Genomic DNA, 19563 nt, shown 5'->3' on the forward strand with positions numbered 1-19563 from the left:
GCTGCCGGCCCCCGTTCCACCGGTCCTCAGCCGACCGGCCCCCGGGGCACGGCGGTTACGCCGCCAGATGGGCGGCCACGGTCCGCAGCAGCTCCTCGGGGCTGAGGGACTCGGTCACGTCGGGGACGTCCACCTCGTGCAGCGTCTGTCCCTCGCCGGCCGCGAGGACCGCGTATTCGGCGGACCGCCGGGCCTCGGAGGAGTGGCCCTGCTGCACGGCCACGACCTTGCCGTCGTCCTCGGTGATGACGGTGAGTTTCATGCGAAGCCACCGCCCTGGAGATTGTGGGTACCCGCTTCTCCGCCCACATTGCGAATGGTCACGCCGTACTCGGTGTATCCGGCGCCCGTTCTCCGCTTGCTGTGGTTGAACGCGATGTGCGCCGGGCCGTTTCCGGACGGTTTGACGTCCGGCCAGGCCGTCTGCGCGCCGCGGTCCTCACCGTTGCCGAAGATGAACCACCAGGTGGTCTGGGCTCCGGCGGCCAGAGTGGTGATGGAACCAAAATTGTTGAATGCCACGACTTCTTCCTCTCGAATATCCGAAGGTGAAGGTCGTCAACATGAAGAGGACCGCCGGGGCGGTACATGTCTCAATTTCCTTGCCAGACGGCCCAATTCAGGTGGCGTATTGCCATCATGGCGGCTGGTCATCGCACCGGCCATCGCTCGAAAGGGGGATACCCCCGGTATTTCGGCGCTATTTCCACGCTCGCGGATCGCTGCTGCCCCCGGTGCCCGGGGTCGTGACACCGGAGCGCACGCGCCCCGGTCGCCGCGGCCCGGCGGCGGCCGTCCTGCCGGCCGTGTGCCGGAACGGGACTGCCGCCGGCCGCGTTCGCCGAGGTCTGCCGGCGGGTGCTGCCCGGCTCCCCTCGGCCGTAACGGCGAAGGCGCTGACGGGCGCCGAACGCCCGGGGCGGGCGGCCCTCATCCGGTGAGCACCCTCCCGTCCCGGAGCGCGGTGTACGCGGCCCAGGCGTCGAGCAGCGGCGGGACCACCGAGGCCCGGCGGCCCGGGGCGTGCGTCAGCGCGTACCGGACGGCGGCGGGCGAGGCGGCGGGGAACAGCGAGCACAGCAGCGCGGCCGCGCCCGTGACGAAGGGCGCGGCCGCGCTGGTGCCGCTCACGGTCCGCGGGGATCCGTCGAGGCCCGGGCCGGTGATCCGGTCGCCGGGCGCGCCGAGGCCGTTCCGTCCGATCGAGGCGCTCAGATTGGACTGGGGCATCGGCCGCCCGGCACGGTCGTACCCGGTCACCGGGATGACCCAGGGATGGCCGGTGAGCACCGAGGAGCCCATCCGGCCCTGATTGCCGGCCGCGACCACGGTGATCACACCCCGGTTCGCCGCGTGGTCCAGGGCCGTTTCCAGCGCGTGGTCCCGTACGCCCGAGGGCGCGGGCTGCGCCATGCTGAGATTCAGGAGCCGGGCTCCCGCGTCGACGGTCTCGGTGATCGCCTCGGCGAGTTCCCCGGTGCGCACCCCGGTCAGACAGGTCGCGGGCCCGCCGTCCGGCGGGCGGTCCGTGAAGAGCGGCCGGACCAGCAGGGTGCAGCCGGGGCAGACGCCCGGATCCCCGGCGAGGATCCCCGCGACGAAGGTGCCGTGCGCACAGCACACATCGTCCCGGCGGCACGCCTTCGTCCCGGCGGGGCGCGACTCCCGTACCGTACGGCCCGCGAGAGCGGGGTGGTCCGGGGCGACGCGGCCGTCGATCAGTCCCACGACGACCGAGGACCGGCCGGCCGTGCGCGCCCGCAGGGGCGTGAGGCCGGCCAGGTCCAGCGGTTCCATGGTCACCCTCTCTCCGCCGGGCGGGCCGGGGCGGTCACGGGCCCCACCAGGCCGGGTCCCGGCATCTGTCCTCCAGGCAGCGCGCGTAGCACTCGTCGAAGGCGTCCAGACCCTCGCAGCGGAACCGGCAGTCCGGGCCCTCGACGCTCTCGCAGGTGATCTCCTGGGGCAGGAGCCGGTCGCCGGCCGGACGGGCCGTGCGCGGCGGCCCGGGGGGCCCGGGCGGTCCCGGTGGGTTCCTGGCGAATCCGGGCAGACTCATCGTCGTGTCCTCTCCCGAGGACGGCGGCCCGGTCGGTCGAACGGGCCCTCGCCGGGACCGGCGGTCAGCACAGCTCCGCCTCGCACTTGTCCTCGCAGCCGGGACCGCACCACTCGTCGTCGGGGTTGTAGGGATCGCAGGTCCAGCAGATGTGCCGGCACTCCATCTGGCAGAACGACTTCAGCTGGGGGACCAGCAGGTCGCCCGCGGATTCGCGCGGCGGCCGCGCGGGGGCGAATCCGGGCAGAGTCATCCGGGGTCACCACTTCTCCGAGCAGAGCCTGTGCAGACAGTTCCGTACACAGGTGCGGTAGTTGTACGCGCCCTTGCACTGGTGGCGGCAGACCGGGCCGAGTTCCTCCTCGCAGGTGAACTGCTGGGGAAGGAGCAAGTCACCCGCCTTCGCTCCAGTCGCCGTCGGGCCGACGGCGAATCCGGGGATACGCATTTCCGTTCGCCTCCCTCGTGGCTTACCGGTCGTAGTACGTCTGCAACGGGGTCACGGGATAGGGGAAGAGTCCGTCGACGCCGACGCGGACGGACCATTTCTCCGTGACATTGGTACGGCGGTGGGTGTAGGAGAAGATGACCGTGATGACCGTCCGCGCTCCGCTGACCCGGGACGGCACGGCCTCCACCGCGGACAGGGTGTAGCCGTCGGCGTACGCCTCGTTGGTCTTCTGATAGATCTCCTGGTTCCGTACGGTGAGGTAGTTCAGGGCCCGGTCGGCCGGGCCGGTGCCCGCGTTGTCGCTGAGCTGGAGCAAGCGGTCGAGCAGGGCCGTCGCGGCCTTCTCGAAGTCCTTGCGCGAGGTGCCGTCGGGCCGTTCGAGCGCCCGGATCAGCTCCTTGCTGTCAAAGGCCCAGATCTTCTCCGCCCGCACCACGGGGACGGAGAGCCCCTGGCACGCGTCCGGCGGAGCGACCGGGCCGAGACGGCCGACGACCACGGCGAGGCCGCGCCGGTCGGCGACCGGGCGCAGCGCCTCCAGCAGCTCCGGAAGCTCGGTCGGGTCGGCGGGCTCCAGCAGATAGGCGTCGACGCCCTGGACGGAGAGGACGTAGCACATCTGCCGGGCGATGTAGCGGTTCTCCGGGTCGGACAGCACCCGGTGGAGCGCGTCCTCGTCGGTCGCGTCCGGCTGCTTCGCCTCGCCCGCGACCTGGCTGAACTCCCGCTGCACGGAGATGTCGGGGAACACGGCGCGGACCCGTCCCAGCACATAGACATGGCCCGGTCCCGCGCTCCGCGCCGCCGGTCCGTCCTGGCCGCCCGCATGGGCGGGGTCGCCGTCCGCCCCGCAGCCGCAGCACGCCTGGGTCACGGGGGACGGTTCACCCGGCGCGTCCGGAAGGGCTTCCGGGGGCGGCGGTCGCACCTCGTCGTCGGCCGGCAGGTCTGTCGGGGTGTCCATCGGTTCGGACTGCATCGGTCACTCCTCGCACACGGGTTCGCGCCGGATCGGGTCCTGCCCCGGCCGTCCCGGTTCGTGTCGCGATCGTGCTTCCCGCCCCGCCGGAGCGCGCGACGTCCTCCCGCGCACCTGGTACGTAGGTACGTACGCCCGGGGGCCGTCCGTACCCCCGGATACGGGGAGTACGGCTACGGAGGCTCAGCGGGAGGTCCGGCGGCCGCCGATCACCAGCCAGCGGTTGAGCGCCTCGGCCCTGCGGCCGCAGCCGCCGCAGGGGCGGACGCCCACCGTCGTGGTCATCCGGGCGACCGCGTCGCCCAGTCCGATCCCGGCGTCCTTCCGCGCGAAACCGGGAAGGCCCACCCGGTGCCGGGGCTCGCCATCTCGCCTGCCCCGCTCGCTCATTGACTCCTCAACCATCCTTCTCGTATCCGGTGTACCCCACCTCTTCCATCCTCCTCCCGACCGAGCCCCGCCGCATGTTCCGGAGCGAGCCCGTCCGCCCGTCCGCCGCCCGGTCGGCGAGCAGCGGCCCAAAGAGGCCGGACCGGCGGGGATTCCGTCGGCCACGGCGGACCGCGCGGCCGTGCGCGGACGCGGACGCCCTCATCTGATCCGTCCAAGGCGGCCGTGGGCCGGCCGACTCGGGGGATCTCCCGATGACGCCGTCGGCACATCGGCCGGCCAGGACCGCCGCCGCACTGATACTGACCGCCGTCGCGACGGCCGGCTGCTCGTTCGGCGGGACCGGCGAAGCCCCGCCGAGGCCGACGGCGGAGACGGCGGCGCCTCCGGTGTCCGAGAAGGCCCCGGACCACTCGCCCTCGCCCCCGGCCGCCGCCGCTCCCGTGCTCGCCGTCGGCCGGACCGGCGCGTACACGGCCGTGAACGGCGCGGACGAGACGATCACCACGACCATGAAGGTCACCCTGGAGAGCGTGAAGTATGTGACGCCCGCGGCCGTCGACACCACGAACGAGCCGAAGGGCGTCTACGCCGTGCTGACGCTGACGGTGAAGAACGCCGGCGCCGAGCCGGGGGAATTCGCGTCGTACGGCGCCCTGCGCCGGCAGGACAGCACGACGGCCGCGCAGGACGCGACCACCCTGGAGACCACCGGGGACGGTCTGAATCTGGACACGACCTACAACCCGGGACAGGGCGCGCGGGGCGACAGCGTGCTGGACGCGGTCCGCCGGGGCGGGACCGTGACGTACTACGACGGCACGGAGCGACCGGCGTTCATCGTCACGATGCCGAAGCAGGGGCGCCGCGGGCCTCTCCCACGGGGCTCCACGCGGACTCCGGCCACGCGTGGTCGTCAAAGCCGTCCGGGAGCTTTCCGCACGGGGCGTGGGCGGTCACGGCGAGCGTTCCCGTGGGCTCGTACCAGGCCACGTCGATCCGATGTCCGGCGGCGGAGCGCTCGAATCGGAAGCCCGTGCCGGAGACGTTCTCGTCGCGGAGCCGCCAGCCCTCCCGCACCAGCCGTTCCCGCACGCGCTTCTGGCCGGCGAGGGCGGTGTCCCGGGGCACGTCCGTGACCCGCCACGCCAGCCGGAAGCCGCGTACGCCGCCGAGGCTCCCGTCGACGCGCGTGACGGACCGGAGGCCCCGGTAGGAGCAGGCGGTCGTCTCCACGCCGTTGGTGATCGCCTCGGCCGACGCGGGCAGGGCCATCTCGTCGTGGGCGCGCTGGGCCTCCTGCTTGAGCCGTGCGGCGGTGCGGTCGGGGTCGGCCGCCGGATACGGCTCCCCGTTCCACAGCCGCTGGCCCAACACGAGCACGGCGATGGCGAGCACCACGACAGCGGTCAGCACCGGCAGCGGACGGGCGAGACGCTTCCTCAGCACGCGGCGGCCCTCCCGGCGGCCGGCGTCACGGACGGTCGGAGGGCGCGCGGCGCCGGGGTGGAAGGGGTGGAAGGGGTGGAGCGCGGGGCGGGCTGACCGGGACTCATGGGGAGGAGCGTAGAAGGGCGCGGCCGTGCGGCGCCTGGGGGCGGCTACTCACTTACGGGTGAGTAGCCGGGCCGGTCAGCCGGTCAGCCGGGCGGGAAGCAGGTCGGCCGGCCGGGCGGTCGGCCCGCCGTGCGCTCATGGCCGGGCGTCGAGGAAGGCGCGGAGACGGGCGGTGAGGACGGCGGGCTGGTCCTCGGGGATGAGGGTGTAGCTGTCCGCGATCTCGACCAGCTCGGCCCGGGGCAGCAGCTCGGCCAGACGGCGGCCGTGGGACGGGGGCATCACCCGGTCCTCGGCCGCCCATACGACCAGCGCGGGGCGGTCGAAGGCGCGCAGCGCCTCGGACCAGGCGAGCAGTTCCGCCTTCGGCGGGGTGCTGAGGACGTACGCGCGCAGATCGCGGCGGATCGCGGCGGAGCCGTTCAGCGGCCGGAACCAGCCGTCCATGACCTCGGCCGGCACCGGCCGCTTGGTCATCCGGCCCCAGGTCACCGGCAGCCGGCGCAGAGGTCTCAGCCGGAGCAGCCCGAAGGCCAGGGCCAGGCCGCCGGGCAGACGGGCGGAGGCGACCAGATTGCGACCGGGCAGTCCGGGCGGGTAGTTGTCGAAGGCCTCGCAGGAGGTGAGGACGAGCCGGCCGACGCGATCCGCCCGGCCGTCGGCGACCAGGCTCTGCGCGCCGCCCCAGTCGCTCAGCACCAGCGTCACATCGCGCAGGTCGAGACGTTCGAGGAGTTCGGCCACGAGCCGGGCGACGCCGAGGATCGACAGATCGGCGTCCGGTCGCATCGGCCGCCGGTGGCCGCCGAGCGGGAGAGTGGGGACGACACAGCGGTACGCGTCCCGAAGCCCGGGGACGACATGCCGCCAGAGCGAGCCGTCCATGGCGACGCCGTGCAGAAGGACCACCACCGGGCCGTCGCCGCCGGTGTCCTCGTAGTCGATCGTTCCCGCGGACAGCTCCAGCTCGGGCATAGGTGCCCCTCCCACGCTCGTGTCGATGGACGGACGGACGGGCGGACGAACGGGCGGGCCGTACCGGACACCCGGTGCCGGGGTGCTGGGCGCGGCCCGGTTCCCCGGCACCGTAACCCGACCGCCGCGCACGGACGGCTATCACGGCGGGGGAGCGGAGCGTGCGTCCTCGGAGCCAGGTCGGCCTGTCGGCCTGTCGGCCGGTCAACCGGTCAGTCGGCCGGCGGCTCCGTCGGCGACGTGGTGAAGCCGACCGCCCACGTCGTCGACCGGACTCCCGGCACAACGCCACCGTCCCTCGGGGGGAGTCGCCCGGGCCGCCCCGGGCACGCTCCCGGGCGTCGCGGCGCCGGACGCGCCCGAGTGCCCGGTGGAGCCCGAGGCCGTCGCGGTCCTCGACCGACGCGGCCCGCCGGCGGCGACGGGGCTTGCGCCTCCACCGAGTGGAGGCAGCAGGATGACGGGCATGGACGGCACGACGCTCCACTCGATCGGTGAACTCTCCGCACGGACAGGTCTGTCCGTGCGGACGATCCGCTTCTACGCCGATACGGGCGTCGTCGCGCCGACCTGCCGAAGCCCCGCCGGTCACCGGCTCTACGACCTCGACGCGCTGGGGCGTCTGGAACTCGTCGGCACCCTGCGTGAGCTGGGCATCGATCTCGCCACGGTGCGACGGGTGCTGGGGCGTGAACTGCCGGTGGCGGAAGTCGCCGCGGCGCACGCCGACGCCCTGGACGTCCAGATCCGTACGCTCCAGCTGCGTCGCAGCGTTCTGCGAGTCGCGGCCGGACGCGGATCCAGCCCCGAGGAGACCAGGCTCATGCACCGACTCACACAGCTGTCCGGCGAGGAACGCCGACGTCTGATCGACGCGTTCGTGACGGACACCTTCAGCGCCTCCACCACCGTCGCAGCCGAGGCGGCGGCGGTCGCCATGGTGCGCGCCGCCACCCCCGACCTGCCCGACGATCCCTCCCCTGACCAGGTCACCGCCTGGGTGGAGCTGATGGAGCTGATCGGCGACGAGGACTTCCGCGCCCGGCTGCGCCGGACGGCCGTCCACCAGGCCGCCGGGCGGCCGCTCGACATCGAGACGGGGGCGGGCCCCGAGCTGACGGAGTTCACCCGCCGACAGCTCGCCCGGGCCGTGGAATCGGACCTGGACCCGCTCGGGGAGGAGGCCGGGCGCCTCGTCGACGACCTCGTCCGCCGATTCGCCCAGGCGTTCACCCGCGCCCCCGACGCCGAGTTCCGCGACTGGATGGCCCGGCGGTTCGAAGCGGCCCACGATCCCCGGGTGGACCGCTACTGGCGGCTGGTGTGGATCGTCAACGGCTGGCAGGTGGTGCCGGGGCTGGTCCCCGCGTACGGCTGGCTCGTCCGGGCCCTGCGGGAGAGGCCCGGGGCCCAGGCCGTTTCTCCGGGGTCAGCGCCCTGCCCAGGACGAGGGAGCCGCCGCGACCGATGAGTCCCGCTCCTGTGTGGAGTGGTTTGTGAGCGAGGCCACGGCCGGTGCCGGAGCCCTGTTCCTGGCGGCCTAGCCGCGCGGCTCGTCGCCCCCGGTCCGGCCCGGTCGGCCGGTCATCGCCGCGTGCACGTCCGCGAAGGCCGAGTCCAGGGTGTCGGCGGTCCGCCCGGGGGCGGTGGAGCCGGGCCTCTCCGGGGTCAGCGTCCATGACCAGCCGCTCTCCGGGCGGCCCTCGATCACCGCCGTGCGTCCGCCCGAGGCGAGGGTGATGGACAGATCCCCGCCCGCGAGCGCGGTGATGTCGGCGCGCGCGGTCTCGCCGAAGAGCCGCGCGACGGCCGCCCGCGCTCCCCGCTCGGTGGTCTCCGGCTCGCCCGGGACGGTGAGGACGACCGTACGGCCGTCCGGGTCGGTCAGCGTGTGCCGGCCGGGAGTCAGGTCCTCGACGCTGTCGTGCGCGGGGGCGGTGAGGCCCAGCCGCAGCGGGCCCGTGGCCGGGCGGCGCTCGCCGCTGGGGTACAGCTCGAACACACAGCCGTCCAGCTCGGCCGCGTAGTGCTCGGGGCCGTCGCCGTGCCGCTCGGCGGCGAAGTCCAGGCCGATGCCGGTGTAGAAGGTGCGGCAGGCGTCGAGCCGGTCGGTGTAGATGACGATGAGATCGGTGCGCATGGAGGTCTCCGGATCGAGTGGCTGTGACGGGGGCCTACCCATCCCGGCGGGATGCATGGGCGGTCCGGCCCCCGGCCCGGCGGGTTCGCGCCGAGCGCCGAGCGCCGAACGCCGAGCGCCCCGTCGCGGAGCACCGGCCACGGGGACACCCCGCCGCCCGCGCCGCCGCCGGACGGGCCCCGCGCGGACCTGTCGCGTACCCGCGCCGACGCCGGACGGCCCGTACCCGCGCCGCGAAGCACGGCCCGTACCCGCACCGCGCGGAACGGCCCGTTCCCGCGCCCGGGACGGACTCCGGCCGCCGGGCGGACGTCCGCGTTCCGTACGGCCGTTCCCCGGCGCGCGAAACGCTCCCCGGCGGACGAGGACGCGGACGACGCCCGCGTACGGAGCCCCGGGCCCCGCGCTCGCGCACCGGCCCCGGGCCCTCCCGTACCCGGCCCGTCCTCCCGGGAGGGCGATAATCCCGGGCGCGCGAGTGCCCGTGCTGCCACCATGCCGGGATGGGATCACGCAAGATGCACGAGAACCAGGTGGAGACGGACGCGGATCTGGTGCGCCGGCTGCTCGCCGGACAGTTCCCCGAGTGGGCCGGTCTCGCGGTGGAGCCGGTCGACTCCTACGGGACCGATCACGACATCTACCGGCTCGGTGACCGGCTGTCCGTACGGCTCCCGTGCGTCGACTGGGCCACCGGCCAGGCGGAGAAGGAGGCGAAGTGGCTGCCGAGGTTCGCGCCGAGGCTGCCGCTCGCCGTACCCGTGCAGCTGGCGGCGGGACGCCCGGCGGAGGGCTATCCGTACCCCTGGTCGGTGTACGAGTGGCTGCCCGGCGTGACGTCCGCGGGCGGCGCGCTCGGCGATCCGGAGGAGGCGGCCGCCGATCTGGCCGCGTTCGTCGTCGCGCTGCGCGGGGTGGAGACCGAGGGGGCGCATCCGCGTCCGCCCGGGGGCCGGGGAGCGCCCCTCCAGGAGCTGGACGAGACCGTTCGCCGGTCGATCGCGCTGCTCGGCGACCGTGTCGACGGGGCCGCCGCGCTGCGCTCCTGGGAGGAGTCGCTGGCCGCCCCCGCCTGGGCGGGCCGGGAGACCTGGCTGCACGGCGATCTGCTGGCGGGCAATCTGCTGGTCGTCGACGGACGGCTGTCGGCCGTCATCGACTTCGGCTGCTTCAACGTGGGCGATCCGGCGTGCGATCTCCAGCCCGCGTGGAACGTCTTCGAGGGGAAGAGCCGGGAGCGGTTCCTCACCGAGCTGCGCGCCGACGAGGCCGCACGGCTGAGGGGCCGCGGCTGGGTGCTCTTCCAGACGGTGGCCGCGCAGGCGTACTACTGGGACACCAACCCGGGGATGATCCGCCAGACCTCGCACGCCCTGGCCCAGGTGCTCGCGGACTCCGCCCCCGCGTGAGCCGGGCGACCACCGGGCCCGGAGCCCCGGGCCGGATCGGCCGGGGCCCGGCGGCCGCCGGGCCGGTCAGGACCGGGTGACGGCCCCGGAGACGAACCACTGCACGAGCGCGGCGGCGAGATGGACTCCGGCCCTGGCCGCCTCCAGGGTCTCGGGCACGGTGGCGGTCCGCTTGCCGTGGCGGGAGGTCTGACCGTCCCAGAGCGCGTGCATCATCGCCTCCACCGGCGCGATCGCCTCCCTGGCGGCCGGAGCGGGTATCGCCGTGCCGAATCTGTGCCGCTGGGCCGCGATCTCGCCGAGCATCGTGCCGAGCGTCGCGCGCCGGTGATTCGGCTGCACGACGGAGTGCGCGGCGCACTCCACGGCCTTGATCGCCTCGCTGTAGGCCCGCACCGGATCGGGGCGCGGCCCGTACGCCGAACGCCAGGCCGTCGACAGATGACCGGCCGCCGAGCCCGCCGAGGAGCGGTCCTCCGCGTCGGCGACGGTCCGGCCGACCGCGGCGCGCACGGCCGGCGCGATCCGCTCCTCCAGGCCGTCGCCGTTCTCCGTGACGCGATAGGCGGAGCCGGCCGCGTCGAGCAGGGCGGCCAGCTCGCCGTCGTCGTCCCGATAGGACCACCCGCGCTCGCTCTCATGGCCGAGGACGGCGTCCACGACGTCGAGCAGCTCCGCTCCCGAGGTCCCCGCCAGCGCGTCCTCGGGGAAGGCGCCCGTCGGAACGGCCAGCCGCAGCCGCAGACAGATCTCCTGAGCGCCGGATTCGGCGCTCCCCGGGACGAAGTTGTTCCGCACCCACCGCCGCAGCGGGTGGAGCAGATGCGGGGGGACGCCCTCGTACGGAGCGCCGTCGTCCGGCTCGCTCAGCCCGAGCCGGACGGAGAGACGGGTCCGCGGAGTCGTGGTCATGCCGGGAGCGTACTGCTCCGCCCCGGCCCGGTCCGAGCGGTCGCCGGTCCGGTCCGCGTCGCGCTCACCGGGCCGCCCGGTCACGGGCCCGTCCGCGCGCTCACCGGACCGCCCGGCCGTATGTCTCGCGCCGGCGCGCAGGTGCGCCCGGCCGGGGGAGCGTCGGCGGGGCGCTGAGCCCGTGGCGGTCGCGCGGCCGGCGCGCGCCGAACTCCCCGCCGGTACGCGTCCCCCTGCCCGATGCGAGAACCCCCGGGCGGCCGGGCGGAACGCCGGGGCGGGCCTGCGGTCCGGCTCCCGCCGGAATTCCCGGAACCGCCCGCCGCGAGGAAGTCACGGGAAGTCACGGGGAAGCCACGGGGAAGCCGCCGGGAAGCCGCCGGGAAGCCGAGAGGGAACACGCTCGTACCGGCGCGCAATTCCGGACCCGGTCCGCCGCGCGCGGGGGAAAAGGTGTTCGGCCCTTCCTCGGACGCCCTTTCCCGCATAGGGGCATTCCCGGAACACGGCCGCCGGAGCGGGCTGTTCCGCGCGGGCGGAGGGGAACTCGCGGCGGGCCGCGACAGCGCGATCGACGCGGCGTGCGCCGCGCGTTCCGGAAAGGGGCGGCGGCTCCGCCGGCGGAGCCGCCGCGCGTCGGTCAGCCGGCCCGGGAGATCGTGCCGACCGGGGTGGGCGGTGCGGGCAGGAGGTTCTTCAGGGACTGGGAGGGCTCCAGCTCCAGCTCGTCGAGGAGGACCCGGCGGCACTGTTCGTACTGCCGCAGCGCCGCCCCCCTGTTGCCCGCCGCGAGATGGGCCCTCATCAGGACGTGGTGGGCGCTCTCGCGCAGGGGCTCCGCGCGGACGGCGGCGAGTCCGGCGGCCACCGCCTCGCCGTGGCGGCGGGCGGCGCTGAGGCGTTCGGTCATGGCCTCCAGCGCGTACAGCCTGAGTTGACGGTACTGCTCCTGCTCGACCTGGACCCATTCGTTGTCCGACCACTCCGGCAGCAGATCGGCCGAGAGGTCCGCCCGGGTCCGGGTGGTGAGGATGTCGTCGCACGGGCGGGCGAGATCGAGCAGCCGGTGGGCGCGCGCCACCGACTCGTGCACATCGACGCTGATGTGTTCGGAGAAGGCCAGCTCCTGAGTCGAGGTGTCGATGATGTGATGGTCGGTTCGGGTCGCGCGCCAGAGGGACGATCTGAGGTTCGCGTGGGCGCGGGACATGGGCACATCGGGCCACAGCGATCCGGCGACATAGACACGGCTGCGCGGCATGCCCTGAAGGGCGAGAAATGCGATAAGTCGTTGAGCGCTGGAACAAAGGGGAACGCGTGTCTGATCGACCGACAGCGTAAATCCCTTGAGCAGTCTCAACGTGGTGACACGAGACGAATCCTTCACCGACGCCCCCGGATGATTCGGTTCCAGTGATCCTTCGTAATGCTCCCCGAATGCTGGAGCCATATTACGAACAAATCATGATTCTGTGACGAGGGCGTCCCGCCGCCCGGAGGACCGGCGTCCGCGGAACGTCGCGGAAGCGTCGCCCGGCCGTCACGCACCCCGGTGGAGCGCCCCGGACGGCCCCCGCCGAGCCCCTCGCGGACCGGCGGACGTCGCGGACTTCCCGGACCGCGCGGACCGTGTGAACACGCCCCCGCGCGCGGCGGGAACGGCCCGGTGACGCGGGTGCGACGGACGGGTCGCGGGCGGGCCACGCGGCGCTCCGCATCCTTGCGGGGACTTCTTCGGGAGCCCGGCGGGGGGAGAGCGTGGATGGGTGACTTCGGCGTCATCGGCGATGTCTCGACGGTCGTCGTGGAGACCCTGACCAGGTCCCTGCGGGAGCTGAGCCGGGTGGAGCCGCCGATCGCGGAACTGAACGACCTCTCCGCGACGGTGCAGACCCCGCCGCCGAAACTCACCGTGTTCCTCTACGACATCGCCGAGGACCCCGCCTCGCGCAACCGGCCGCCGGTGCGCTCCCTGCCGCCCGCCGCGCCGACCACCCGCAAGCCGCCGATGGCGCTGCTGCTGCGCTATCTGATCACCCCCTGGGGCGGCGACCAGCCCACCCAGCACCGGATGCTCGGCCGCGCCCTCCAGACCTTCTACGACGACGCGATCCTGGACGGCGGACAGCTCTTCGGCAGCCTGGCGGCCGGCACCGACTCGCTGCATGTGAGTCTCACCCCGCTCACCCTGGACCAGAAGTCCTGGGTCTGGTACGCGATCCAGAAGCCGTACCGGCTCTCGCTGAACTACGAGGTCCGCGTCGTCGACCTGGACTCGGCCGTCGACACGCCGATCCGTCCGGTGCACGGCCGGTACGTCGACGGGGCGCCGACGCCATGAGCCGCTTCCTGCCCCTCGGCCGCTCGGCGCGCCACAGCCCCGTCTGGTTCGTGCCCTTCGACGAGTACGCGGCGAAGGTGCGGGCCACGGGGGTGAGCGTCCGTCTGGACCGCTTCACCGAGGACGGCTGGCTGCCGCTGGACGACGCGGCGGTGCGCACGCCCAGCGCGGCGCTCGCCTTCCCGGGGCTCGGCCGCCGGCGCGAGCCGTGGGCGGCCGGGCCGCAGCGGCACCGGGCCCGCTTCGCCGCGCCCGGTCACCGGCCGCTGTACCCCGCCGACGGCGAGCCGTTCAGCGCCGCACTGGACGCCGTCGAATTCCTGGTACACCCCTACGACGACGGCTTTCCCCCGGCGGCGACGGCATCGCCGCGGCTGATCCGGCTGCTGCCGGACGTCACCTTCCCCTATCCGCCGGGAGTGCGCACCGTCCGGGGCGTCGTCCGCGCCGCCGGGACCGGCGCGCCGGTCGCCAACGCGCTCGTCGAGGCCCGGGGCCGGACGAGCCGGGACCGGGCCCGGTGGCACGAGCGCACCCTGACCGACGCCGCGGGCGCCTTCCGGCTGGCGCTGCGGTGGGAGGGCGAGAAGTCCGACGCCGATCCGGCCGTGGAGACGTTCCGCCTGCACGCCGTCGAACGGCCGGGCCGCACCGGGGCGCTGGAGCTGCGGCTGCCCCAGGACGCCGGCCGCCGGCACGTCATCGAGATCCGCGAGAGCTGAGGAGACGTCCATGCCGGAGTACTTGAGTCCCGGGGTCCATATCGAGGAGATCGACGCCGGTCCGCGGCCGATCGCGGGGGTCGGCACCAGCACGGCCGGCATGGTCGGGGTCACCGCCCGGGGCCCCGCCGCCGGCAAACCCCGGCTGGTCACGAACTTCCTGGAGTTCCAGAACACCTTCGGCGGATTCCTGCCCGAGCCGGACGCCTCCGTACGCGCCGCCTGGGCCGACGACCCCGCCGAGGGCGGCCGCTGGTGGCTCTTCCCGCTGGCCGTGAAGGGGTTCTTCGACAACGGCGGACAGCGTCTGTACGTCAAACGGGTCGTCAGCGGCCGGGCCACGCCCGCGTCGGGGACGCTCGGCCACGGACTGGTCAGCCGGATCGCCGCCGACGCGGCGCCGGGCGCGACCGGTCTGGAGCTGGGGCATCTTCTCGGCTTCACCGGGGTCGGCCAGCGGATCGAGATCTTCCGGGGCGACGACCGGCAGAGCCTTCACGCCGCCACGGTCGTCGCGTACGACGTGGCCGCCCGCCGCGTCGAACTCGACGCGCGCCTGCCCGCCGGCGTCAGAACGGCCCGGGGCGACTACGCGCGGGCGGGGACGCTCGGTACGGAACCGACGCTGGGCTTCTCCGCGATCAGCCCCGGCTCCTGGGGCGGGGCGGTCCAGGTCCGGGTCCTGCCGGTGTCCGGGGCCTCGCTGCCGGTGCTGCCGGATCCGCGGGAGGGGCCGCAGTTCATCACCCGCCTCACCGCCGACGCGGCCGCCGACAGCGCGACGGTGACCGTCGCCGCCGCGAGCGGACTCGACCCCGACGAACTCCCCGCCGACCTCTGGGCGCAGATCGGCCCCGACCGGTTCAAGGTCCAGGCGGGCCGGCCGGACGGCGGGACCGTCACCCTGACGCTCCCCGACGGCGCCGTCCATCCGCCGTGGCGGGCCGGGCTGACCGTGCGCCGGGTGCGGCGGGGCAACACCGCGCCCGCCCGGACCCTGCGGATCGGCGGCGCGAGCCGGCTCTACCGGGGCGCGGTCGTCCAGCTCGACGACGGCACGAAGCTGACCGTGCGCAACGTCGTCTCGATCGCCGACGACCTGGTCACCCTCGACGAACCGCTCCCGGGCACATACTTCGACACCGACCGGATCCAGCTGATCGAGGCGCAGGTCAGCACCCGCTTCACCGACCCGTCCGGCGGCACGGTCACCGAGACGTTCGACAATCTCCGGCTCTCCGGCGACTCCCCGGCGCTGCTGACGACCGCCCTGGCGGACCGCTCCCGGCTGGTGCGGGCCGCCGTCCTGCCCGGACTCTCCACCGACCCGGCGGCCTTCCCCGTACCGGAGACCGGCTCCTGGCTGACCCTGGCGGGCGGCGACGACGCCCACGACGGGCTGAGCGTCGGCGACTTCACCGGCGTCGACGGCGGCAGCGGACAGCGCACCGGAATCGTCGCCCTGGAGGACATCGACGAGGTCGCCGTCTGCGCCGTGCCCGGCATGTGGTCGGGCACCGTCGAATCGGCCCTGGTCACCCACTGCGAACAGCTCAAGGACCGATTCGCCGTCCTCGACCCGCGCGACGGCCTCGACATCGAGGGCGTCCAGACCTTCCGGGAGCGCTTCGACACCAAGTACGCGGCCCTCTACTACCCCTGGCTGGTCACCCGCGACCCGCTCACCGGCCGCGACGTGGAAGTCCCGCCCTCGGGCCATCTGGCCGGCGTCTACGCCCGGGTGGACGTGGAGCGCGGTGTGCACAAGGCCCCGGCGAACACCGTCATCCGGGGCATCCGCGCCACCGACGGCATCGCCCAGGACATCACCCGGCGCCACCAGGACGTACTGAACCCCAGAGGCATCAACGCGCTCCGCTTCTTCCCCGGCCTCGGCCACCGCGTCTGGGGCGCGCGCACCCTGTCCTCGGACAGCTCCTGGAAGTACGTGAACGTCCGGCGGCTCTTCCTCTACCTGGAGGAGTCGATCGACGAGGGCACCCAGTGGGTGGTGTTCGAACCCAACGACGAGGCGCTGTGGGCGCTGGTCCGCCAGACGGTCGCCAACTTCCTCACCACGGTCTGGCGAAGCGGCGCCCTCGCCGGAACCACCGCCGACGAGGCGTTCTTCGTCGCCTGCGACCGCACCACGATGACCGAGGACGACCTCGCGAACGGCCGGCTCATCTGCGTCATCGGGGTCGCGCCGGTCTTCCCGGCCGAGTTCGTGATCTTCCGGATCCAGCAGAAGACCCGCGAGACCCAACTCGCCTGAACGACCGAGGAGAAGCCGCCATGCCACCCGTGACCAGAGACGATCCGTACGCCTCCTACAACTTCCAGATCATCGTGACCAATGTCAGCGACGACGGCGTCGCGGTCAGCGGATCCTTCACCGAGGCCAGCGGCCTGGAGGTGGAGATCACGCCGATCGAGTACCGCAACGGCAGCGAGGACATCACGGTCCGCAAGATCCCGGGGCTGAAGAAGTACACCAACCTCACCTTCAAACGCGGCGTCACCGGCCATGTCGGCTTCTGGAACTGGGTCGTCGAGGCGCTCAACGGCAAGGTGCGGCGCACCTCCGGCTCGATCGTGATGCTCGACGAGAACCGCCAGGAGGCCATGCGCTGGAACTTCGACCGCGCCTGGCCCACCAAGTACACCGGCCCGACGCTGAGCGCCGCCAAGAACGAGATCGCCATGGAGACCCTGGTGCTCGCGGTCGAGAAGCTGGAGATCGACGTCTGACATGACCGGCGACGCGCTTCCCGGCGTATCCCTGACGCTCCCGCCGCGCGGCTCCGGCGAGGAGCCGCTCCGCACGGACGTGGCCGTCTTCCTCGGCCGGTTCCGCCGAGGACCGGCCGGCACGCCGGTCCGGGTGGAGAGCTGGAACGACGTCGTCGGCGTCTTCGGCCCGCCGGACGGCTCCGCCGCCACCCCCTACGCGCTGCGCGGCTTCTTCGAGAACGGCGGACGCACCGCCTGGGTGCTGCGCGTCACCGGGCCCGCCGGCGCCGCGCGGACGGTCTGGACGCCCGGCCCGGTGCGCGGCTTCGCCGCCCAGCGGTACCTGGCCGTCGCCACCAGCCCGGGAAGCTGGGCCAACGGCGGCCGGATCGCCGTCCGCCACCGCTCCAGCACCGTCGCCGGCCCGCCGACGGTGACCGTACGCGTCCTGGTGCCCGGCGAACCCCCGGAGACCTTCCCCGGTCTGCCGCCCGCCGACATCGCCGAACGGCTCACCGCGTCCCGGCTGATCCGGCTGATCCCCGACGGGCCCGCCCCGCCGCCCGGACCGCCCGGCCCGATCTCGCGGTCCTGGGACCTCACCCTCTCCGGCGGCTGCGACGCGCCGCCGGGCCCGCCCGCCTACACCGCCGCCGTCGCCGCGCAGGCCGAACTCCCCGAACCGGCCCTCGTCGCCCTGCCGGACCTCGGCGGCGATCTGACCGGAGCCGCCCACACCGACCTGGTCGGCGCACTCCTGCGGACCACGCACCCGCTGCTGGACCGCCTCGTCGTGCTGGACGTCCCGCCCGCGCTCACCGCCGTCGACTCCGCGGTGGCCTGGGTGGACTCCCTCGCCGCGGCCGCCGGCACGGAGCCGCTGAGCACGGCGGCCCTGTACCACCCGCCGCTGCGCGTCCCCGACGGGAACCGCGTCCGCACCGTACCGGCGTCCGGACACGTCCTCGGCGTCATCGCCCGGCTCGACCAGGAGCGCGGACCGCACCACACCCCGGCCAACGCCGTGATCCTGGAGGCCGTCGACCTGGCCGCCGCCTACCCCGCGCCCCAGGAGGCCCGGCTCTTCGAAGCGGGCGTCGACCTGCTCCGCTGCACCAGGGGCCGCGGCCTCACCATCTGGGGCGGCCGCACCCTGTCCGCCGACCCCCGCACCCGCTGGATCGCCCACCGGCGGCTGACGCACCTGCTGGTGCGCGCCGTCCGCCGGGTCGCGAGCCCCCTGGTGTTCGACCTCAACTCGCCCGAGCTGCGGCTCACCCTGGTCCGGGCGGTCACCTCCGTACTGCTGGCCTCCCACCGGGCCGGCGCGCTCGCCGGAACCCGGCCCGAGCACGCCTTCCGGGTGGTGTGCGACGACACCAACAACCCGCCGGAGCAGGACCCGGGACAGGTGGTCTGCGAGATCGAGGTCGCCCCCGCCGTCCCCATGGAATTCATTCGGCTGCGACTGGTCCTCGGCCAGGACCGCGGACTGGAGGTGATCGAAGCATGACACCGGACCCGCTGCCCAAGTACCGCTTCCTGGTCACGCTCGACCCCGGCGACGCCTATCTGCCCACGGCCCAGGCCCTGCTGCTGCCGCTGGTCGCCTCCGGAGCGTTCCAGGAGGTCACCGGCCTCGGCGCACAGCTGGAGGTGACCGGCTACCCCGAGGGAGGCCGCAACGACTCGGTGCACCAGCTGCCGCTGCGCCACACCTGGAACCGGATCGTCCTCAAACGCGGAGTGATCCGCGGCCCCGGGCTGTGGGACTGGTACCGGGCCGGACTCGGCGACTCCCTGGGCGCCCGCCGCGACGGAGCGGTGATCGTCCTCGGCCCGGACGGGATCCCCGGCGCGGCCTGGGCCTTCCACGGCGGCCTCGCCGCGAAGTGGAGCGGACCGGATCTCCACGCCGAACAGAGCGCCGTCGCCGTCGAAAGCCTGGAACTGGCGCACGAGGGCCTGACCCAGGTCCTCCGCGACCCCGTGGCGACTCCGCCGTCGCCGCCGAACCGAAGGAGGTGACCGGAGTGCCGAAGCTGATCATCCACCATCTCGAAGTCCGCCTCCAGGTCGAGGGCGACGACGCCGCCGTCTTCACCCGGCTCTTCAACCAGCACATCCAGGCCTGGTCCCGGCTGTACGAGGACGCCCGGGCCCGCGCCCGCGCCACCGAGGGCGAACGCAGGTTCGGCGACGGGGAGGACCCCTCATGAGCGTGACGCCCGTCTCCTTCGCCGGCCAGGGCGCCGCCCGGGCCCGGCTGGAGATCGTCCGCCCGGTGATCGCCGACGAACGCCGCCGGCGCATCCCCCTGCGCTTCAACCCCACCGACTACAAGCTGAGCAAGAGCAACACCTTCGCCGAGATCACCGTCCCCGGACTGGAGACACCGCCGATCCAGTACGTCCGCGGCGGCTCGGAGACCCTCACCGTCCAGGCCCTCCTCGACACCTCCGACACCCTGGAGAACGTCCGGACCGCGTATGTGAACGCCCTGCGCGACCTGCTGCGCCCCGACAGCCGCGAACACGCCCCGCCCATCGTCCGCTTCGTCTGGGACGAGGCGGTCTTCACCGGCGTCGTGGAGAAGATGGACGTCAACTACCAGCTCTTCCACACCGACGGCGTGCCGCTGCGCGCCCTGGTGGACCTGACGCTCAAGGAGTACCGCCCGGCCGCGCTCCAGGTCGCCGACCGGCCGTTCTCCTCGCCCACCGTCGAGAAGAGCTATGTGGTGCGCCGGGGCGACACGCTCAGCGGCATCTCCGCCGCCGTCTACCGAAGGCCCGACGCCTGGCGCGAACTGGCCCGCGCCAACGGGATCACCGATCCCCGCGATCTGCGGCCGGGCCGGGTGCTGACCGTGCCCCGGCTGCCCTGAGGAGCGCG

Annotated in this window: 24 protein-coding genes; 10 read left to right on the forward strand and 14 right to left on the reverse strand. The window is 73.8% G+C overall.

Annotated features, from left to right (window positions below; all coding sequences use genetic code 11):
- Positions 1–55: 55 nt before the first annotated feature.
- The 11 genes from ACF089_RS22620 to ACF089_RS22670 all read right to left on the reverse strand — a co-directional run bounded on the left by ACF089_RS22620 (position 56) and on the right by ACF089_RS22670 (position 6411).
- Positions 56–262, reverse strand: a complete 207-nt coding sequence (locus tag ACF089_RS22620) for a hypothetical protein (protein WP_392029271.1) — start codon at positions 260–262, stop codon at positions 56–58.
- Positions 259–522: a hypothetical protein gene (locus ACF089_RS22625; RefSeq protein ID WP_392029273.1), complete on the reverse strand. Its 264-nt coding sequence runs from the start codon at positions 520–522 to the stop codon at positions 259–261. The genes ACF089_RS22620 and ACF089_RS22625 overlap by 4 nt, the downstream gene beginning before the upstream one ends.
- Before the next feature lie 408 nt (positions 523–930).
- Entirely contained in the window at positions 931–1797 is an 867-nt protein-coding gene (locus ACF089_RS22630) for a S8 family serine peptidase (protein WP_392029739.1), read from the reverse strand.
- 34 nt (positions 1798–1831) lie between these two features.
- The gene (locus ACF089_RS22635) at positions 1832–2059 is read right to left on the reverse strand and encodes a hypothetical protein (RefSeq protein ID WP_392029275.1); all 228 of its coding nucleotides are present in this window, start codon (positions 2057–2059) and stop codon (positions 1832–1834) included.
- Between the two features lie 64 nt (positions 2060–2123).
- A complete protein-coding gene (locus ACF089_RS22640; protein WP_392029277.1) occupies positions 2124–2312 on the reverse strand; it encodes a hypothetical protein in 189 nt (62 codons plus the stop codon).
- Between the two features lie 6 nt (positions 2313–2318).
- Positions 2319–2450, reverse strand: a complete 132-nt coding sequence (locus ACF089_RS22645; RefSeq protein ID WP_392029279.1) for a hypothetical protein — start codon at positions 2448–2450, stop codon at positions 2319–2321.
- 79 nt (positions 2451–2529) lie between these two features.
- Positions 2530–3489 carry a hypothetical protein gene (locus tag ACF089_RS22650; RefSeq protein ID WP_392029281.1) on the reverse strand — a complete coding sequence of 320 codons (960 nt, stop codon included), beginning with the start codon at positions 3487–3489 and terminating at the stop codon, positions 2530–2532.
- Positions 3490–3672: 183 nt separating this feature from the next.
- Positions 3673–3879, reverse strand: coding sequence for a hypothetical protein (locus tag ACF089_RS22655; protein ID WP_392029283.1), 207 nt, complete (start codon positions 3877–3879; stop codon positions 3673–3675).
- Between the two features lie 586 nt (positions 3880–4465).
- Complete coding sequence (locus ACF089_RS22660; protein WP_392029285.1) at positions 4466–4615, reverse strand: hypothetical protein; 150 nt, start codon at positions 4613–4615, stop codon at positions 4466–4468.
- A gap of 107 nt (positions 4616–4722) precedes the next feature.
- Positions 4723–5328 carry a hypothetical protein gene (locus ACF089_RS22665; RefSeq protein WP_392029287.1) on the reverse strand — a complete coding sequence of 202 codons (606 nt, stop codon included), beginning with the start codon at positions 5326–5328 and terminating at the stop codon, positions 4723–4725.
- Positions 5329–5571: 243 nt separating this feature from the next.
- The gene (locus ACF089_RS22670) at positions 5572–6411 is read right to left on the reverse strand and encodes an alpha/beta fold hydrolase (protein WP_392029289.1); all 840 of its coding nucleotides are present in this window, start codon (positions 6409–6411) and stop codon (positions 5572–5574) included.
- A 466-nt stretch (positions 6412–6877) separates the two neighbouring features.
- On the opposite strand from ACF089_RS22670, the gene ACF089_RS22675 reads away from it, so the two are divergent.
- Positions 6878–7882 carry a MerR family transcriptional regulator gene (locus ACF089_RS22675; RefSeq protein WP_392029291.1) on the forward strand — a complete coding sequence of 335 codons (1005 nt, stop codon included), beginning with the start codon at positions 6878–6880 and terminating at the stop codon, positions 7880–7882.
- A 69-nt stretch (positions 7883–7951) separates the two neighbouring features.
- Here ACF089_RS22675 and ACF089_RS22680 read toward each other — a convergent pair whose 3' ends face one another.
- Positions 7952–8551: a glyoxalase/bleomycin resistance/dioxygenase family protein gene (locus ACF089_RS22680; protein ID WP_392029293.1), complete on the reverse strand. Its 600-nt coding sequence runs from the start codon at positions 8549–8551 to the stop codon at positions 7952–7954.
- Positions 8552–9054: 503 nt separating this feature from the next.
- Between ACF089_RS22680 and ACF089_RS22685 the strand changes: the two genes are divergently transcribed.
- Complete coding sequence (locus tag ACF089_RS22685; RefSeq protein ID WP_392029295.1) at positions 9055–9960, forward strand: aminoglycoside phosphotransferase family protein; 906 nt, start codon at positions 9055–9057, stop codon at positions 9958–9960.
- Between the two features lie 66 nt (positions 9961–10026).
- On the opposite strand, the gene ACF089_RS22690 is transcribed toward ACF089_RS22685, so the two are convergent.
- Positions 10027–10872, reverse strand: coding sequence for a hypothetical protein (locus ACF089_RS22690; RefSeq protein ID WP_392029297.1), 846 nt, complete (start codon positions 10870–10872; stop codon positions 10027–10029).
- A 640-nt stretch (positions 10873–11512) separates the two neighbouring features.
- Complete coding sequence (locus ACF089_RS22695; protein WP_392029299.1) at positions 11513–12133, reverse strand: BTAD domain-containing putative transcriptional regulator; 621 nt, start codon at positions 12131–12133, stop codon at positions 11513–11515.
- A 501-nt stretch (positions 12134–12634) separates the two neighbouring features.
- On the opposite strand from ACF089_RS22695, the gene ACF089_RS22700 reads away from it, so the two are divergent.
- Genes ACF089_RS22700 through ACF089_RS22735 form a run of 8 tightly spaced genes read left to right on the forward strand, consistent with a single transcriptional unit; the run spans position 12635 to position 19555 of the window.
- Positions 12635–13213 carry a DUF4255 domain-containing protein gene (locus ACF089_RS22700; RefSeq protein WP_392029301.1) on the forward strand — a complete coding sequence of 193 codons (579 nt, stop codon included), beginning with the start codon at positions 12635–12637 and terminating at the stop codon, positions 13211–13213.
- Complete coding sequence (locus ACF089_RS22705; protein WP_392029303.1) at positions 13210–13935, forward strand: carboxypeptidase-like regulatory domain-containing protein; 726 nt, start codon at positions 13210–13212, stop codon at positions 13933–13935. Before ACF089_RS22700 ends, ACF089_RS22705 begins: the two co-directional genes overlap by 4 nt.
- A 10-nt stretch (positions 13936–13945) precedes the next feature.
- A complete protein-coding gene (locus ACF089_RS22710; RefSeq protein ID WP_392029305.1) occupies positions 13946–16210 on the forward strand; it encodes a phage tail sheath family protein in 2265 nt (754 codons plus the stop codon).
- Positions 16211–16230: 20 nt separating this feature from the next.
- Positions 16231–16686 carry a phage tail protein gene (locus tag ACF089_RS22715; RefSeq protein WP_392029307.1) on the forward strand — a complete coding sequence of 152 codons (456 nt, stop codon included), beginning with the start codon at positions 16231–16233 and terminating at the stop codon, positions 16684–16686.
- Position 16687: 1 nt separating this feature from the next.
- On the forward strand, positions 16688–18181 hold the full coding sequence (locus tag ACF089_RS22720) for a phage tail sheath family protein (protein ID WP_392029309.1): 1494 nt from the start codon (positions 16688–16690) through the stop codon (positions 18179–18181).
- Positions 18178–18696: a phage tail protein gene (locus tag ACF089_RS22725; protein ID WP_392029311.1), complete on the forward strand. Its 519-nt coding sequence runs from the start codon at positions 18178–18180 to the stop codon at positions 18694–18696. The genes ACF089_RS22720 and ACF089_RS22725 overlap by 4 nt, the downstream gene beginning before the upstream one ends.
- A gap of 5 nt (positions 18697–18701) precedes the next feature.
- Positions 18702–18887 (forward strand): putative phage tail protein, encoded by a 186-nt coding sequence (locus tag ACF089_RS22730; protein WP_392029313.1) that lies wholly within the window; start codon positions 18702–18704, stop codon positions 18885–18887.
- Positions 18884–19555, forward strand: a complete 672-nt coding sequence (locus ACF089_RS22735) for a LysM peptidoglycan-binding domain-containing protein (RefSeq protein WP_392029315.1) — start codon at positions 18884–18886, stop codon at positions 19553–19555. The genes ACF089_RS22730 and ACF089_RS22735 overlap by 4 nt, the downstream gene beginning before the upstream one ends.
- The last annotated feature ends 8 nt before the right edge of the window (positions 19556–19563 follow it).

This window comes from Streptomyces sp. NPDC014894 (assembly GCF_043080985.1).
In the GTDB taxonomy this organism is placed as follows: Bacteria; Actinomycetota; Actinomycetes; order Streptomycetales; family Streptomycetaceae; genus Streptomyces.

Excerpts from the sequence above, each read along its gene's own strand:
- ACF089_RS22735 (WP_392029315.1), top strand. The coding sequence starts at position 18,884 with ATGAGCGTGACGCCCGTCTCCTTCGCCGGCCAGGGCGCCGCCCGGGCC.
- ACF089_RS22715 (WP_392029307.1), top strand. The coding sequence starts at position 16,231 with ATGCCACCCGTGACCAGAGACGATCCGTACGCCTCCTACAACTTCCAG.
- ACF089_RS22670 (WP_392029289.1), bottom strand. The coding sequence starts at position 6,411 with ATGCCCGAGCTGGAGCTGTCCGCGGGAACGATCGACTACGAGGACACC.
- ACF089_RS22700 (WP_392029301.1), top strand. The coding sequence starts at position 12,635 with ATGGGTGACTTCGGCGTCATCGGCGATGTCTCGACGGTCGTCGTGGAG.
- ACF089_RS22705 (WP_392029303.1), top strand. The coding sequence starts at position 13,210 with ATGAGCCGCTTCCTGCCCCTCGGCCGCTCGGCGCGCCACAGCCCCGTC.
- ACF089_RS22630 (WP_392029739.1), bottom strand. The coding sequence starts at position 1,797 with ATGGAACCGCTGGACCTGGCCGGCCTCACGCCCCTGCGGGCGCGCACG.
- ACF089_RS22655 (WP_392029283.1), bottom strand. The coding sequence starts at position 3,879 with ATGAGCGAGCGGGGCAGGCGAGATGGCGAGCCCCGGCACCGGGTGGGC.
- ACF089_RS22680 (WP_392029293.1), bottom strand. The coding sequence starts at position 8,551 with ATGCGCACCGATCTCATCGTCATCTACACCGACCGGCTCGACGCCTGC.
- ACF089_RS22640 (WP_392029277.1), bottom strand. The coding sequence starts at position 2,312 with ATGACTCTGCCCGGATTCGCCCCCGCGCGGCCGCCGCGCGAATCCGCG.
- ACF089_RS22620 (WP_392029271.1), bottom strand. The coding sequence starts at position 262 with ATGAAACTCACCGTCATCACCGAGGACGACGGCAAGGTCGTGGCCGTG.
- ACF089_RS22690 (WP_392029297.1), bottom strand. The coding sequence starts at position 10,872 with ATGACCACGACTCCGCGGACCCGTCTCTCCGTCCGGCTCGGGCTGAGC.
- ACF089_RS22725 (WP_392029311.1), top strand. The coding sequence starts at position 18,178 with ATGACACCGGACCCGCTGCCCAAGTACCGCTTCCTGGTCACGCTCGAC.
- ACF089_RS22720 (WP_392029309.1), top strand. The coding sequence starts at position 16,688 with ATGACCGGCGACGCGCTTCCCGGCGTATCCCTGACGCTCCCGCCGCGC.
- ACF089_RS22675 (WP_392029291.1), top strand. The coding sequence starts at position 6,878 with ATGGACGGCACGACGCTCCACTCGATCGGTGAACTCTCCGCACGGACA.
- ACF089_RS22635 (WP_392029275.1), bottom strand. The coding sequence starts at position 2,059 with ATGAGTCTGCCCGGATTCGCCAGGAACCCACCGGGACCGCCCGGGCCC.
- ACF089_RS22710 (WP_392029305.1), top strand. The coding sequence starts at position 13,946 with ATGCCGGAGTACTTGAGTCCCGGGGTCCATATCGAGGAGATCGACGCC.
- ACF089_RS22695 (WP_392029299.1), bottom strand. The coding sequence starts at position 12,133 with ATGCCGCGCAGCCGTGTCTATGTCGCCGGATCGCTGTGGCCCGATGTG.
- ACF089_RS22685 (WP_392029295.1), top strand. The coding sequence starts at position 9,055 with ATGGGATCACGCAAGATGCACGAGAACCAGGTGGAGACGGACGCGGAT.
- ACF089_RS22650 (WP_392029281.1), bottom strand. The coding sequence starts at position 3,489 with ATGCAGTCCGAACCGATGGACACCCCGACAGACCTGCCGGCCGACGAC.